A 15,033-nucleotide genomic window follows, 5' to 3' on the forward strand; every position below is an offset into this window, starting at 1 on the left:
TTTTCAGACTCCCCGCCCTTTTTCAGACTCCTTGATAGGCGCTCAAGACGCATTGATAAGCGTCGCTGAAATGGCCGCCCTACCCTTGCACCGGATCGCTTTTGCAAGGGAACATTTTGAATGGCCAAAGTCACCATCTCCAGCGTCATCGACGCGCCGGTCGAAAAGGTCTGGGCGCGCATACGCGACTTCAACGGGCTGCCGGACTGGCATCCGCGCATGGTGGAAAGCCACATTGAAGACGGCAAGGATGCCACCACGATCGGCTGCGTGCGCAATTTCCAGCTCGCCAGCGGCACCCGCCTGCGCGAAAAGCTGCTCGACTTCTCCGATCAGAATTACCTGGTCAGCTACTCCATCCTCGAGACGCCGCAGCCGCTGACCAACCACAAGGCGACCCTGCAGCTGCGGCGCGTGACCGATGGCGACCGCACCTACGCCGAATGGACCGCCAGCTTCGACGCCGCGCCCGAGGAGGCAGACAAGCTGGCCGAGGGCATGGGCGCCAATGTCTTTCAGGGCGGCTTCAACGCCCTGAAAAGCCATTTCGCCGGCCAGAGCTGACAGGAGCCAACCATGGCGCTGGCACTGCAGACTTTTGCAACGGTGAAGGACGCTAGCGCGGCACTGAAAGCCCAGGGCACACGCTATCTCGGCGGGGGCACGCTGGTTGTCCGCGCGGCCAATGAAGGCGACGTTTCGGTTTCCGGCCTTGTCAGGTCGACCGAGCCGTCTTTGTCCACCATCGCCGTTGCCGGCGATAAAGTCCGCATCGGCGCTTCGGTGACGATGGCGGCGATCGCCGACCATCCGGAGCTTGGCACGCTCGCCAAGGCCGCCCGTGCCGTCGGAGGCCCGGCCATCCGCAACATGGCGACCGTCGGCGGCAATCTTTTTGCCCCGAGCCCGTATGGCGATTTCGCTGTTGCCCTGCTGGCGCTCGATGCGACGGTCAGCACCGATGACGGTGAAACGCCGATCGAGACTTTTCTGGCCAATCGGGGCGGCAGCCGCGTCGTCGTCACTTCCGTGAGCTTCACGCTTCCGAAGGCCGACAGTTTCCGCTTCCTGAAAGTGTCGAGGGTAAAGCCCAAGGGCGTCTCCGTGCTCAGCATAGCCGGTGCTCTGGAACTGTCGTCGGATGGCTCCGTGACCTCGGCGCGGATCGCGCTCGGCTGCATGGCGGATCGGCCCATGCGCGCCAGGGCGGCGGAAAAAGCGCTGATCGGCCGAACGCTGACCGCTGACGGTATCGCGCCGGCCTTGGCCGCGGCCGGTGATGGCACCTCGCCCATCACCGACCCGATCGCCAGCGCCTGGTATCGCGCCGAAGTCCTGCCGGTTCATCTCGGGCGGTTGCTGCTCGCATAATATTTGTTCGGGGGCGCGCGTCTGTCCGCTGGTTCGGGCAGGCGCGCTGGGAGGAAAACATGGCAAAGGTTCCGGTTCAATTCACGCTCAACGGCTCGGAAAAGGCCGAATTCATCGACAGCGGCACGACGCTGCTTCAGGCGCTGCGCGACAAGATCGGTGACACCTCGCCGAAGGGCGGCTGTCATCAGGGCACTTGTGGTGCCTGTTCGGTCATCATCGACGGCGAACTCCGGCTCTCCTGCCTGACGCTGGCCGAGACCTGCAATGGTGCAACCATCACCACGACATCCGGTCTTGCGGAAGGCGGCGTGCTGCACCCGTTGCAGCGCGCCTTCCTCGACACGTTCGCCACGCAATGCGGCTTCTGCACGCCGGGCATGATCATGGCGGCCAAGGCGCTGCTCGACCACACGCCCAATCCCAGCCGCGACGAGGTGGTCGAGGCGCTGTCGGGCAACATCTGCCGCTGCACCGGCTACGAGCCGATCATCCAGGCGGTGCTCACCGCCGCGCGGTCCAACTCTCAGAACGCGGCTTGAGGTTACAAAAAATGGAACTGCGCAAGAGCTACTTCGCCGATGTCCGCAAGGATGATCTGCACGAGATCGGCCAGCCGCGGCCGCGCTCGGATTCACCCGGCCATGTCACCGGCAAGACCGCCTTTTTCGCCGACCGCAACTTTCCCGGCATGCTGCACCTGAAGATGGTGCGCAGCCCGCATCACCATGCCCGCATCCGCTCGATCGACACCTCCGAGGCGGAGAAACATCCAGGCGTGGTGAAAATTCTGACCGCCAAGGATGTGCCGCACAATGTCTACACCATCCTGATCCTGATCCAGATCGGGCCGGAGGACGAGACGGTGCTTGCCGACGGCAAGGTGCGCTGGAAGGGCGAGGCCGTGGTGGCGGTGCTGGCCGAAACCGAGCGCGCGGCACAAGAGGCCGCAGCCAAGGTCAAGGTCGACTATGAGGTGCTGCCGGCCGTCTTCGACATGGAAGAGGCGCTGAAACCCGACGCGCCGCTGGTCAACGAATATCACGGCCAGAATTATTACCTCTATGATAGCGGCGAGTGCCGTAAGGTGCGCTTCGGCGATGTCGAGGCGGGCTTCGCCGGCGCCGACCACATACTGGAGCAGAGCTACCAGTCTTCGCCGATCGAGCACGCGCCGACCGAGACCACCGGCTGCGTGGTGGCGCCCGAGGGCAATGACCGCTTCACCTGCTACACCAACACGCAGGCGATGTTCTTCACGCTCGACAACACCTCGATCATCCTGCAGATGCCGGGCAGCAAATTGCATTTCGTCGGCGGCACAGTCGGCGGCGGTTTTGGCGGCAAGGTCGACGTCATCGTCGAGCCGATCGCCATCCTCGGCGCAAAACTAACAGGACGACCAGTCTGTTTTATCTACAGCCGCGAGGAGGAGATGCAGATCTCGTCGCCGCGCGCCGCTGAAAAGGTCGTCATCAAGGACGGCGTCATGAAAGATGGCCGCATCGTCGCGCGCAAGGTCACCGGATACACCGATGCCGGCGCCTATTCGCGCCACTCGCCCTATGGCGCGCAGAAGGGCGCGGGGCATTATCCCGGCCCCTACACTATTCCGAACGTCTGGATCGACACCTACTGCGTCTACACCAACCGCACGCCGTCGTCGGCCATGCGCGGCTTCGGCGTCACCATCGGCGATTTCGCGCTGGAGGTGCAGACGGACAAGCTGGCGCGGCTGATCGGCATGGATCCGCTCGAATTCCGCTTCATCAACGCCTATCGCGACGATGATATGAAAGCGCACCGCCAGCCGACAGAGGGCGCCGCACTGATCGAATGCATGCAGGAAGCTTCGCGCGCCGCCAACTGGCCGGTGGCGGAAAAGTACCTGGCGATGTCCTCCTACGTGAAGGGAGCTTGAGATGGCGATCAGGCGCGGACGCGGCGTTGCCGCGATCAACTATCCCACCGGCATGAACCTCGGCGGCGACCCGACACAGGCACTGGTGCACTCGACGCCGACAGGCAATTTCATGGTGACGCTGTCATCGGTCGATCTCGGGCAGGGCATGAAGCAGATCATGGCGCAGATCTGCGCCGAGACCATCGGCGTGCCGACAGACCGCGTCGTCGTCGACACCGCCGACACCGACACCGGCCCGCACTGCATGGGCACCTTCGCCTCGCGCGGCACGCACCGCGCCGGCAACGCCGTCATCCAGGCGGCAAGGGAAGCGCGGCAGGTGATGCTGGAAGTGGCCGCCGAGGAACTGGAGGTGAACGCCTCCGACCTCGAGACAGACGGCCAGGGCAACATCCTGGTCAAGGGCGCCCCGCAAAAATCGATCTCGATCTTCGATGTCGCGCTGTCGGCGCATTTCAAGCGCGGCCGCTCGATCTCGGGCCGCGGCATGTTCCTGATTCCGCGCTCCTATCCGGAGAAAGAGACCGGCGCGATGAAGCCGTCGACCTGCTACGCGCATGCCTGCACCGTGGCCGAGGTCGAGGTCGACGACGAGACCGGCGAGGTCACCGTGCTGACTGTGAAGAACGTCTTCGAGATCGGCCGCGCGCTGAACCCGAAAATGGTCGAACAGCAACTGGTCGGCGGTTCGTGGATGGGCATCAGCCACGCGCTCTACGAGACGACCGAGCCCTATTATCCCAACCGCGACCATGGCGGCACCGACTTCAACCAGTATCTGATGCCCGGCCCCGGCGACCTCGCCGAGACCGAGATCATCGTGCTGGAGCGGCCATCGGCGGACGGGCCATACGGCGCCAAGGGGCCGGGCGAAATGTGCGCCAACCCGCAGATCCCGGCGGTCGCCAATGCCGTCTTCGACGCCGTCGGCGTGCGCATCGACACACTGCCGATCACGCCGGAGCGCGTCCTGCGCGCGCTGAAGGCGCAAGCGGCGAACTGAGGCTGGAATGAACGGGACAAGCGCCGAGACTGTCGCAATCTCACCGGAGGCGGTGGCGCAGCATCTTGCCGCCTCGCGCTATCTGGCCGACGACAGTCTTGCGACCGCGATCTTCCTGGCGATCCGGCTGGGGAAGCCGCTGCTGCTCGAAGGCGCACCAGGCGTCGGCAAGACGGAAGCGGCCAAGGCGATCGCCGCGCTGCTCGGCCGCGATCTGGTGCGGCTGCAATGCTATGAAGGCATCGACGCTGCGCATGCGCTCTACGAATGGAATTATCAACGCCAGCTGCTCGCCATTCGCCACGCCGGCGAGCATGAGATCGACATCTACGAAGACCGTTTCCTGATCGCCCGGCCGCTGCTGCAGGTGCTGAAGGCGCCGGAGCAGCGGGTGCTGCTGGTCGATGAGATCGACCGCTCGGACCATGAATTCGAGGCGCTGCTTCTGGAATTCCTCTCCGATTTCCAGATCAGCATTCCCGAACGCGGCACAATCCGCGCCACGGCACAGCCGATCGTCATCCTGACCTCGAACCGCACCCGCGAGCTTGCCGAGGCGCTGCGCCGCCGCTGTGTCTACCACTGGATCGGCTATCCCGACGCCGAGCGCGAGGCCGCCATCATCATGCTGCGCGCCGGCGATGTGGCGCAAGCAACGGCGCGCGCAGTGGCGGCGGCCGTGCAGACCATCCGTGCCCGGCCGCTGGCCAAGCCGCCGGGTATTGCCGAGGCCGTCGAATGGGCCAATGCCGCGACCATCCTGGAGAAGGGCGGCAGCCCGTGGCCGGAAGCCTTCCGCCGCGCCATCGGCGTGCTGATCAAGGACGAGGAAGACCTTTCCTACATTGCGCCGGAGCTTGGACGGATCGTCGAGGAGGCACTGGCGTGACGCGGGAGGTCATTTCGCAAGGCTGGCGGGACAGCGCCCCCCTCTGTCCTGCCGGACATCTCCCCCTCAAGGGGGGAGATCGGATGTCATCCCCGCTTTCGCTAATCGCTGACGTCGCCGAACAGAGCGAAGCGCCGAAGCTGCCAATCTCCCCCCTTGAGGGGGAGATGTCCGGCAGGACAGAGGGGGGCGACACAGAATGATGCGGGAAACAAGCCTCCCCCGCGCCGCCTCCCCATTCCTGGGTTTTGCCAGGCTCTTGCGCCGCTACGGCTTTGCCATAGCCCCCGAGCAAGTCTCCTGTTTCATGCAGGCGGTGACGTTGCTCGGTCCACGCTCGATGGCCGACATCCGCGAGGCGGCCCTCGCCACCCTGGCGCCGCCGCCCGACCGCCGCGACGAATTCGAAGCGCATTTCCAGAGCCATTTCTATGGCAACACATCTGCCATAGTCGAAGGCGACGCCGACGAGGAAACCCGCATCAAGGATGATGGCGGTGCGAGCCAGGAAGAGATCGAGGTCATCAGCCATCAGGAAGGTGGCAAACTCTCTTCCGGAGCCGAACAACTGAGTACCCGCGATTTCAAGCGCGACGACGACAACCTTGCCGCTTTCCGCCGCAGGCTCGCTTCAGCCTTGCCCGTCCGCCGCTCGTTCCGCACCGTGCGCACGCATTCGCGCGGCAAGCTCGATCTGCGCCGGTCGCTGCGGGAAATCGTCAGCGCCGATGGCGACGTACCCTCGCCGCTGCTGCGCCGCCGCCAGACCGTGCCGCGCAAGCTGCTGCTCCTGATCGACGTTTCCGGCTCGATGAAGCTGCACACCGCGGACTATCTGAAGCTGGCGCATGCCGCCGTGCAAGGCGCGGACCGCGCCGAAATCTTCACCTTCGGCACGCGGCTGACCCGCATCACCGCGGCATTGCGCATCCGCGACCGCGACCAGGCATTGGCCCGCGCCGCAGCCCAGGTCGACGATTGGGACGGCGGCACCCGCATGGGCCCGACGCTGCTCGCCTTCCTATCGGTGCCGCGCTTTTCAGCCTTTGCACGCGGTGCCGCTATCGTCATCCTGTCCGACGCGCTGGAACGCGGCGATCATGCCGAGTTGGAGACAGCCATGCGGCGGCTGAGCGTCCGCGCCTTCCGGCTGTCGCTGGCTACACCTTTGGCCGGCGACCCGCGCTTCCGGCCGGCAACGGCGGCACTTCGCGCCATCCTGCCCGACCTCGACGATCTCGTCGACGGCTCGTCGCTTGCCGGTCTCACCGATTTCATCCTGTCGCTCGCCCGCCCTGCTCCGGCGGCGGCGACAATCTGGAAGAGGGTTTCATGATGCAGAAAACCATCGACGCACATTTTCACATCTGGCGCCAACAGGACCAGCCATGGCTGGTCGGACCGATGGTGCCGCGCATCTTCGGCCCCTACGAACCGATCCGGCGCGACTATCCGATCGAGGAATTTCTCGAAGACCAGAGGGATTCAGGCGTCGAGAAGGCCGTCTACGTCCAGACCAACTGGGCCAAGGAGGATTTCGAGAAGGAAGTCGCTTTCCTGCAGAAGACGTCCGACGAAACCGGCTGGCCGCATGCCATCGTCGGCTACACCGACATGACCGTCGACGATATCAGGCCTCAGATCGATCGCTTGATGAAATACAAGCTGCTGCGCGGCGTGCGCATGCAGTTGCACTGGCACGAGACCCCGGCCTTCCGCTTCGCCGCCTTCGCCGATCAGGTGATCGACCCGAAAGTGCGCGCCAATGTGGCGCGGCTCAAGGATTATGGCCTGTCCTTCGACCTGCAGCTCTTCCCCGCCCAGATGAAGGACGGCCTGACGCTGGTCGGCGAGAACCCCGAAACGAATTTCATCCTCACCCATGCAGGCATGCTGACCGGCATGGAACCGGAAACCACCGAGGCCTGGAAGGCAGGCCTGCAAACGCTGTCGGCGGCGCCCAATCTTTACGCCAAGCTGTCGGGCCTCGGCACCTTCGTCCACCGCAACGATCCCCTGCTGATCGCCTATGTCGTAGACAACGCGATCGATATCCTGGGTGCCGACCATTTGATGTTCGGCTCGAACTTCCCGATCGAGAAGCTGTGGACCAGCCACGCTGAGCTGATCAAGGCGCACCGCGACGCGGTGGCCAAGCATGGTGCGGTGGCCGAGGCGGATATCTTCTGGAACACGGCGGAGAAGGTTTACCGGCCAGTGTGACGCCTCACTTCACCTCGAACTGCGGATCGACTGAAATCTGCATCGCCGTCACCAGATGGTTGGTCTGGCCGGCGAGCCCGATGATCGACACCAGTTCGCCATGCTGCGCATCGGTCATGCCCTTGGCGCGGGCTGCAGCCGTGTGCGAGTGGACGCAGTAGGAGCAGCCATTGGCGGTCGACACCGCGATGTAGATCATCTCCTTGGTCAGCGGATCGATGGCGCTGTCGGCGACCATCACCACCTTCAACTGTTCCCAGATCCGCTTCAGCGCCGAAGGATCATTGGCCAGCCCGCGCCAGAAATTGTTGACGAAATCGGATTTGCGCGTCGCGCGGATGTCGTCGAACACGGCTTTCACGGCGGGAATCTTTTCGACCTCGGCATCGCTGAGGAGTTTTGTGGTGGCCATGGGGTTTTTCCTTCGTTGGATCGTTGCGTGAATTGAATCAGGTCTTGAGCAATTGCGGCCAATCCACTCGTCCGATTCACTTTTCCAGCGCCGGCGTCTAGATTCAGGTCAGGCCGAGTCGAAAATGGTGAGTTCCGAGAACCGGAGCGGAGCGTACTTTTCGTACGTGAGCACCGGAAGCGCAGGAAACCGCCATTTGCAGGCCGGCCTCACCTGAATCTAATGCACGGCCGCGTACATGATCTTCTCCTCCGTGGCCTCCGCCGGCGAAAACTCCTCGACGATGCGGCCCTGGCGGCAGACCAGGATGCGGTCGGACAGGTTCATGATCTCCGGCAGGTAGGACGAGATGACGACGACGGCCAGCCCCTCATCGGCCAGCCGGTTGATGATCTGGTGGATCTCGGCGATCGCGCCGACATCGACGCCACGTGTCGGCTCGTCGAAGATGACGATGCGCGGCTTCTGCACCAGCCCCTTGCCGATCACCACCTTCTGCTGGTTGCCGCCTGACAGCTCGACGACGCGCGCATTGTCGTTGATTGCCTTGATGTTCAGCGTCTTCGTCCATTCGGCCGAGAGCGCGCGCATCTCCTGCGTGTTGATCACCCAGGCCTTTTCGCGACCCGCCGCCAGCAGTCCGCCGAACAGGTTTTCGGCAATGCCCATCGTCTCGAAGATGCCTTCGCTCTTGCGGTCCTCGGTGACATAGACGATGCCGTCGGCCACCGCTTCGCTCGGCACGAGATAGCGCACCGGTCTGTCATCGAGTTCAATCGCGCCGCCGCGCAGGAAATCCCGCTTGTAGATGCCTGAGACGATCTTGAATGTCTCGGTGCGGCCGGAGCCGATCAGCCCGAACACGCCGGTGATCTGGCCCTCGAAGATCGAAAAAGAGGTGTTGCGCACGACATTGCTCATCGAAATGTCCTGCACCGACAGCACTTTCTTGCCCGCCTTGCGCAGCTTCGCTTCGTCGCGCTGGCGGTAGATCTGTCCCGATAGCGTGCGCCCGACCATGGCGGAAACGATCCTGTCGCGGTCGAAGGCGGATGTGTCGTCGGTAATGACCAGCTCGCCGTCGCGCAGGATGGTGATGCGGTCGGCGATATCGAGCGCCTCTTCCAGCGCATGGCTGATGAAGACGATCGAGACGCCGCCCGCCTTCAGCCGGCGGATCAGCGCGAAGAAGTGCCGCTTCTCCTCCGGCGTCAGCGTCGCCGTCGGCTCGTCGAAGATGATGATCTCGGCATTGTGGTGGACGGCGCGCGCGATCTCGACCATCTGCCGCTTGGCGGCGCCCAACGTTGCCACCATGGCGTTGGGGTCGACCGGAAAATTCAGCGACTGCAGGAACTGCTGCGCTGAAATGTAGGTGCCGCGCAGCCGGTTGAGGAACTTTTCGGTGCCGAGATAAAGGTTCTGCGCCACCGTCATCGACGGCACCAGGCTGGTCTCCTGGAACACCATCGCGATGCCGGCTTCAAGCGCTGCGTGCGGCGAGGCGTAGGCGATTTCCTGGCCCTTGTGGAACATCTTGCCCGAGGTGGCATCGACCACACCGGCGATGATCTTGGTCAGCGTCGATTTTCCCGCGCCGTTCTCGCCGAGCAGCGCATGGATCTCGCCCTTGCGCAGTTCGAAGCTGACGTTCTTCACCGCGGGCACGCCGCGATAATTCTTGGTGACGTTTTCCAGCCGAACGATCGGTTCCATCAGAAACCTCCCGAAGCGAGGTCGATCGCCAGCACGCAGTCGCCGCCTCTGGAGGCGACAAACAGCCGGCCGTCCTTTTCCGCAACGCTGCAGATGCCATGACGCGTGCCGTTGGCGCGGCTGTGCAGGCTGAACAGCGGCTGCATCTTCTGGTCGAGCCTGACCACCAGCCCATAGGAGCGGCTCGGCGACCACGGCTTGTGGATGCCCATGGTGCGGATGCCGCCGCATTGCAGCGGCTCGAGGAAGCTGCGGCTGGACGCCAGTGCCGGCGCGATCCAGTAGGCCGGCGGCACTTGGCTCAGCATGTCCTGCCGGTAATGCGTTTCCTGCAGCACGAATTCGATCAGCCGGTTGCGCGGCGCAAACAAGGTCAGCCAGGCCCCACCATCGGCGGACGGCGACAGCCGTGCGGGATATCCCGGCAGATGCGTCAGAACCGTCGAACGGCTGCCCGTCGCGCCGCCGAAACGCACCAACTGATGGCGCCAGCTTTCACTGACAAGCACATCCTTGCCGACAGGATGCAGCCCGTAGGGAAAGGCAATGTCGCCGGCAAGCTTGCGAAAATCACCGCCTGCCGCGTCTCGCTTCCAGAGCGAACCGGACGCGCCCTTCTTCATCAGATCGGCGGCCCATTGCGATGGCGCATGCTCGGCCGAGCCGTTCGCCAGCCACAGCGTGCCGTCATCCGCATAGGCTAGTGCGGTGATGCAGCTGATCCCGGCCGGCAGTGAAACGTCGCTGCCGCCAATCAGCAACTTGCCGCTTTCCAGCCCGACCGTCAGTTCGCCCAATGGCGACAGCGCCAGCGCGGTGACGGCAGACGGAAAGGTCTCGACCACGACAGGTTGCGCTCCAGCAGCAATCGAATGGATGGCGTTGCCGCTGGAGACCAGCAGCCTGTCACCGGTAACCAGCAGATTATCCGGTTCCGTCAGCTCGGCAAAAGCCGGCGCATCATCCAGCCGCGTATTGGGGCGAAAAGCGCCGTCGAGCGGCGGGATGGTCACCGCCTTGCCGCGGAACAGGTCGAGCACCGGGTCGAGGATCATGGCTTTGCTCCCCAATAGGAAGCGGGGCTGGTCCAGTTCGGGTCGGCGCCTGCAATCTTGTAGCGGCCGATGCGGTTGTTGAGGATGCCGCCGACGAACAGATACCCCTTGTGCTCGCGCATCGAGGTGACCATCGGGTGCGCGCCGCCGGTGAGGTCGCCCATCGCCTCGACGATGCCGCCCTTCTCTGTGAATTTCACCACGCCGCCGGTGTTGATGTTGGGGAACAGCCATTCGTCCTGCGGCAGCCGGCGCGTCATGCGCTTGCGCATGTCGGGATGGCGCAGCGACAGGTCGAAGCTCGGCGTGCGCATGCCGAGCCACGCCATCCAGTAATTGCCGTCGGAGGCGCGGTTGATGTTGTCGGGATAGCCCGGCATGTCGCGGATGACGCATTCGGCGGTGCCGGCCTTCGGCCCCTCCAGCCAATAGCGGTGCACGCGGCAGGCCCAGCTTTCGGCGAAGAACAGCGACTTGCCGTCATGCGCCATGCACACACCGTTGGTGTAGCGATAGCCGTCGAGCAACGTCTTCGTCGAGCCGTCCTTCGGGTCGTAGACCAGCAGCCGGCCGGTGGCGCGGTTCTCGATCGAATCCAGCGCCCAGTCATGCGCATCGTAGCGCTTGGTCGAGTCGGTGAAATAGATGCGCCCATCGGGTGCGATGTCGCAGTCATTGGGGTCACGCAGCCGTGCATCGTCGACGATCGAGGTCAACGAGCGCGACGTTTCGGCCGACAGTCTTTTGACCTCACGATCCGGCGAGACGGAGTAGAGCCCCATCGCGCCGACGCAGCTGATCAGATTGCCTGATTTGTCGAAGGCCAGCCCCAGCGGGAAACCGCCGATGTGGGCAAACACCTCCGACCTGACATAGTCCGGCGCGAAGAAGCGGACGATCTCGCCATGACGCGTGCCGCAATAGAGATTGTCGTCGCGGTCGAGGATGACGTCTTCCGGCCCCTCCAGCTCGCCAAGCCCGATATGCTCTGCGGCCGACAGCCTGTTGTCGAGTTCGTATGGCGTGCCCGAGCCGAGTGCGGCCGACTGTGTCTCGCCCATCTTGAGATAGACCGGCGCGACATAGACCTCATTCAGCACCTTGTGCCGGTTCTTCAGCCAGCGGATGTCGATGGTCACCGCCACCGCCAACATGATGCCGAGCACCATCTGGTTGGTGCCGGTGCCGTAGCCCAGCCGGATCAGCCCATTGGTCATGGTCAAGACGATGATGGCGCCCATCAGCCCCTTGATCACCGAGCCTCGGCCACCGCCGAGGCTGACGCCGCCGACCACCGCCGCCGTCAGCGCCATGATCTCGAGGTTGAGGCCGGTTCCCGGCCCTGCCCCGCTCAGCCGGCAAGCAATGAGGAAGCCGCCGATCGAGGCGCAGAAGCCGGAAAAGACATAAGTCATGAACACGGTGCGACGCACGCGGATGCCGGCATTATGCGCCGAGCGCCTCGAGCCGCCGACCGCCAGCACGTGCCAGCCGGGCCGCGAACGCGTCAGCGCGATATGGGTGACGATGGCCAGGATGATCGCCAGCCACACCGAGACGGACAGCCCCCAGAAGGTGCTGTCGCCGATGAAGTCGAGCACATCCGATGTCGCGGTCGAGAGCTGCACATCGGCGGCATAGGTGGTGACCAGGATGTCGAACAGCGCCCGGCCGAAGATGAAGGTCACCAGCGTGGTGAGGAAGGCGCGCAAGCGGAGATAACCGACGAGGTAGCCGTTGATGGCGCCGAAGATGAGGCCGGTGGCGAGCGATGCGGCCAGCGCCAGCCAGATCGACTGTTCGAGGATGAAGAAGACATAGACGGCGGAAAAGCACGACAGCGCGAAGATCGAGCCGACCGACAGATCGATGCCGCCACCCAGCATCACCACCGTCATGCCGGTGACGACCATCGAGAACTCGCCGAGCTGGCGGGTCGATTCCTGCAAAGCGGTCAGCTTGAAGAAGCCGGGAATGACCGAGCCGAAGGTCGCCAATGTCGCCACCAGCGCCAGGAACGGAATGGCGTTGTCGGTCCAGCGTTTGGTCAGTATCTCGCCGACGACATGGTCGGGCACGAGATTGTAGCGCCAGGACTGGAGGCGTTCGCGAAAGGACATCGGCTGCTGCTATTCCATGAGGGGACGAGGTGACCGGATCCTTCCGGTCACCTCGCTTGTACTTCAGTCGAAAAGGTGCGGCTTACTTTGCCGCCGCCGCTTGTGCCTGCAGCGCCTTCAGGTCCCAGCAGCTGTCGGGCTTGAGGTCGGCCTTGGTCGTCGCCTTCTCCAGCGTGTAGATGTAGGTGTGCGAGGTGCCGGCCGGCTGGCCGCTCTGCAGCAGGAACTTGATGATGGCGTTCATGTCGCCCGACTGGCGAGCAAGATCGGTCATCACCACAGCGCCATAGGTGCCGTCGACCAGCTTGTCGCAATCGGCCGCCTTCTCGCCGCCGCCGGTGGTGACCAGGAACACCTTGCCGTCGAGTTTGGCATCGCGGATCGCGGCGGACGCGCCGGTGGCGTCGCCATCCCAGAAATCGATGATCGAGCAGATATCCGGGTTCTGCTGCAGCATCGTCGTCGTCACGTTGCGCGAGGTCGTCGCATCCCAGTTGGAATCGGGCTTGGCCACCACCTTGAAGTCGGGATTCTTGTCCAGCACCTTCATGATGCCGGCATACTGATAGAGGCTGGAGGAGTTCGCCTGGTCACCCTGCACAAGGCCGATCTTCTTCGACGAGTTCGGGCCGCAGCCCTTGATCGCCGCTTCGGCCTCGAGCTGGCCAAGCCGGTCCCAATCACTGCCGATAAAGGCGTCGGCCGGGAAGTTGGCGGGATTGTCGACCAGGATGACATAGGTGCCGGCGGCCTGTGCCTTCTTCATCAGCTTGGAATAGGAGTTGAGGTCCGGCGCGTGGATGATCAGCACATCCGGCCTGGTGTCCGAGGAGATGGCGTCCGTGATCGCCTGCGCGCCGGCATCGACGACCCAGTTCGGGTCGCGCGTCTCGAACACGCCGCCCCAGGCCTCGACTTCGGTCTTCAGATAGTGCGCCCAGCCCTGCGCTAGGTCGAAGCCCATTGCCAGCGGCACCAGCATGACGCGCTTGCCCTTGAGCGCCTGCGCGTACGCAGCCGGCCCCGGATCGTCGGCGGCGAAGGTTGGCGCCACGAAGGCGGTGACAGCGAGCGCCGTGGCGGCGGCCATGAGTGTCTTGATCAGTTTCATGTCGGATCCTTTTGCTTTGGTCGTTGTTATCAGCGGCCGGCCCCAACCGTCCGCCGCAGTTCAGGTCTAAATGTCGCCCTGCTGGGCGGTCTGCTCGTCACGTGGATTGATGATGCCGTCGACGATGATGGCGCCGAGCAGGATCGCTGCCTTGATCAGGTTCTGGTAGAGCAGCGGAATGTCGATGATGGTCATGGCGTTGAGCAGGATGCCGATCAGTGCCGCACCGACCAGCACGTTGCGCACCCCGCCGCGCCCGCCGGACAGGCCGATGCCGCCGATAACCGCCACCAGCACGATATCGTAGAGCAGCGTCGAATTGACGACGCGGGTATTGATCGAATGCAGGCTGGCCGCCGTCAGCAGGCCGGCGACCAGTGCGACGAAGGCGGAAAGCACATAGCGCAGCACCAGCATCGGCCGCACCGGCATGCCGATGTTGCGGGCGGCCACCGGATTATCGCCGGCGAAATAGATATAGCGGCCCCATTTGGTGTAGCGCAGGAACAGGAAGAACAGGAAGGCCAGCCCTGCGAAGACGAAAACCTCGATGGGAATGTCGAGGAAGCGCAGGCCACCGAGCAACTCGACCCAATGGCCCTGCGGCACCGGCACGGCATCCTGCGTGATCAGTTGCGAGCGTACATAGCCGAAGACGAAGGAGCCTGTCGCCAGCGTCACGAAGATCGCCGGCACGTCGGCATAGGCGACGAGAAAACCATTGAGCAGGCCGATGGCCAGCACACCGGCCAGCACATAGGCGAAGGCAAGCCCGTCCGGCGTCCCCGAATTCAGCAGTTGCAGGTACCAGGCGACCGACATCGCCATGATCGCGACGGCAGAGAGGTCGATGCCGCGGCCGATGATGACCACGGCCATGCCGAGCGCAAGGATGCCCAGCACCGACACGGAGCGGACGATGGCGACGAGATTGTTGGGGTCGATGAAACCTGGCAGGCCTATAGCCGCTGCAACGAACAGCACCACGGCGATGGCAAAGACAATGCCTTCCTGGTTCAGGCTCCTGAAATTTGGCCAGCCGATGGTGTTCATGTCTGCGTTTGCCCCGATGGCAGCGCTGCCATCCCTGGGAAAGAACGCTAATCGGCCCAACGCCGGTTCGTCAAATGAATCCGCGCCCGGAACCCAGGCCGGCTGCGATATTTATCGAGTGGACGCATCGATTGCCGAAGCTGGCGCAATGCGCGG

14 protein-coding genes are annotated in these 15,033 nt (G+C 63.8%); 8 read left to right on the plus strand and 6 right to left on the minus strand.

The window, feature by feature from the left end:
• The first annotated feature begins 120 nt into the window (after window positions 1-120).
• The 8 genes from EN990_RS17685 (at window position 121) to EN990_RS17725 (ending at window position 7,410) form a co-directional block, all read left to right on the plus strand.
• Window positions 121-564 carry an SRPBCC family protein gene (locus EN990_RS17685; RefSeq protein WP_127370659.1) on the plus strand — a complete coding sequence of 148 codons (444 nt, stop codon included), beginning with the start codon at window positions 121-123 and terminating at the stop codon, window positions 562-564.
• 12 nt (window positions 565-576) lie between these two features.
• On the plus strand, window positions 577-1,371 hold the full coding sequence (locus tag EN990_RS17690) for an FAD binding domain-containing protein (RefSeq protein WP_063172536.1): 795 nt from the start codon (window positions 577-579) through the stop codon (window positions 1,369-1,371).
• Window positions 1,372-1,430: 59 nt separating this feature from the next.
• Window positions 1,431-1,913 (plus strand): (2Fe-2S)-binding protein, encoded by a 483-nt coding sequence (locus EN990_RS17695; protein ID WP_127370349.1) that lies wholly within the window; start codon window positions 1,431-1,433, stop codon window positions 1,911-1,913.
• An 11-nt stretch (window positions 1,914-1,924) separates the two neighbouring features.
• On the plus strand, window positions 1,925-3,292 hold the full coding sequence (locus EN990_RS36650; protein ID WP_127388341.1) for a xanthine dehydrogenase family protein molybdopterin-binding subunit: 1,368 nt from the start codon (window positions 1,925-1,927) through the stop codon (window positions 3,290-3,292).
• Window position 3,293: 1 nt separating this feature from the next.
• Window positions 3,294-4,298, plus strand: a complete 1,005-nt coding sequence (locus EN990_RS36655) for a molybdopterin cofactor-binding domain-containing protein (RefSeq protein WP_013530846.1) — start codon at window positions 3,294-3,296, stop codon at window positions 4,296-4,298.
• Window positions 4,299-4,305: 7 nt separating this feature from the next.
• Window positions 4,306-5,187, plus strand: coding sequence for a MoxR family ATPase (locus EN990_RS17710; protein WP_013530845.1), 882 nt, complete (start codon window positions 4,306-4,308; stop codon window positions 5,185-5,187).
• Window positions 5,188-5,386: 199 nt separating this feature from the next.
• Complete coding sequence (locus EN990_RS17720; RefSeq protein ID WP_127369130.1) at window positions 5,387-6,523, plus strand: VWA domain-containing protein; 1,137 nt, start codon at window positions 5,387-5,389, stop codon at window positions 6,521-6,523.
• A complete protein-coding gene (locus tag EN990_RS17725; RefSeq protein WP_164753885.1) occupies window positions 6,523-7,410 on the plus strand; it encodes an amidohydrolase in 888 nt (295 codons plus the stop codon). Before EN990_RS17720 ends, EN990_RS17725 begins: the two co-directional genes overlap by 1 nt.
• Before the next feature lie 4 nt (window positions 7,411-7,414).
• Here EN990_RS17725 and EN990_RS17730 read toward each other — a convergent pair whose 3' ends face one another.
• The 6 genes from EN990_RS17730 to EN990_RS17755 form a co-directional block, all read right to left on the minus strand.
• Window positions 7,415-7,822, minus strand: a complete 408-nt coding sequence (locus tag EN990_RS17730) for a carboxymuconolactone decarboxylase family protein (RefSeq protein WP_127369128.1) — start codon at window positions 7,820-7,822, stop codon at window positions 7,415-7,417.
• Window positions 7,823-8,041: 219 nt separating this feature from the next.
• A complete protein-coding gene (locus EN990_RS17735) occupies window positions 8,042-9,538 on the minus strand; it encodes a sugar ABC transporter ATP-binding protein (protein ID WP_013530841.1) in 1,497 nt (498 codons plus the stop codon).
• The gene (locus EN990_RS17740; protein WP_127385518.1) at window positions 9,538-10,593 is read right to left on the minus strand and encodes a hypothetical protein; all 1,056 of its coding nucleotides are present in this window, start codon (window positions 10,591-10,593) and stop codon (window positions 9,538-9,540) included. The genes EN990_RS17735 and EN990_RS17740 overlap by 1 nt, the downstream gene beginning before the upstream one ends.
• Window positions 10,590-12,713, minus strand: coding sequence for an SMP-30/gluconolactonase/LRE family protein (locus EN990_RS17745; protein WP_127385517.1), 2,124 nt, complete (start codon window positions 12,711-12,713; stop codon window positions 10,590-10,592). Before EN990_RS17745 ends, EN990_RS17740 begins: the two co-directional genes overlap by 4 nt.
• 82 nt (window positions 12,714-12,795) lie before the next feature.
• Window positions 12,796-13,824: a sugar ABC transporter substrate-binding protein gene (locus tag EN990_RS17750; protein WP_013530838.1), complete on the minus strand. Its 1,029-nt coding sequence runs from the start codon at window positions 13,822-13,824 to the stop codon at window positions 12,796-12,798.
• A gap of 66 nt (window positions 13,825-13,890) precedes the next feature.
• Complete coding sequence (locus EN990_RS17755; RefSeq protein ID WP_013530837.1) at window positions 13,891-14,877, minus strand: ABC transporter permease; 987 nt, start codon at window positions 14,875-14,877, stop codon at window positions 13,891-13,893.
• Window positions 14,878-15,033 lie beyond the last annotated feature (156 nt).

The sequence above is a fragment of the Mesorhizobium sp. M7A.F.Ca.US.005.03.1.1 genome (assembly GCF_003997975.1).
In the GTDB taxonomy this organism is placed as follows: Bacteria; Pseudomonadota; Alphaproteobacteria; order Rhizobiales; family Rhizobiaceae; genus Mesorhizobium; species Mesorhizobium ciceri.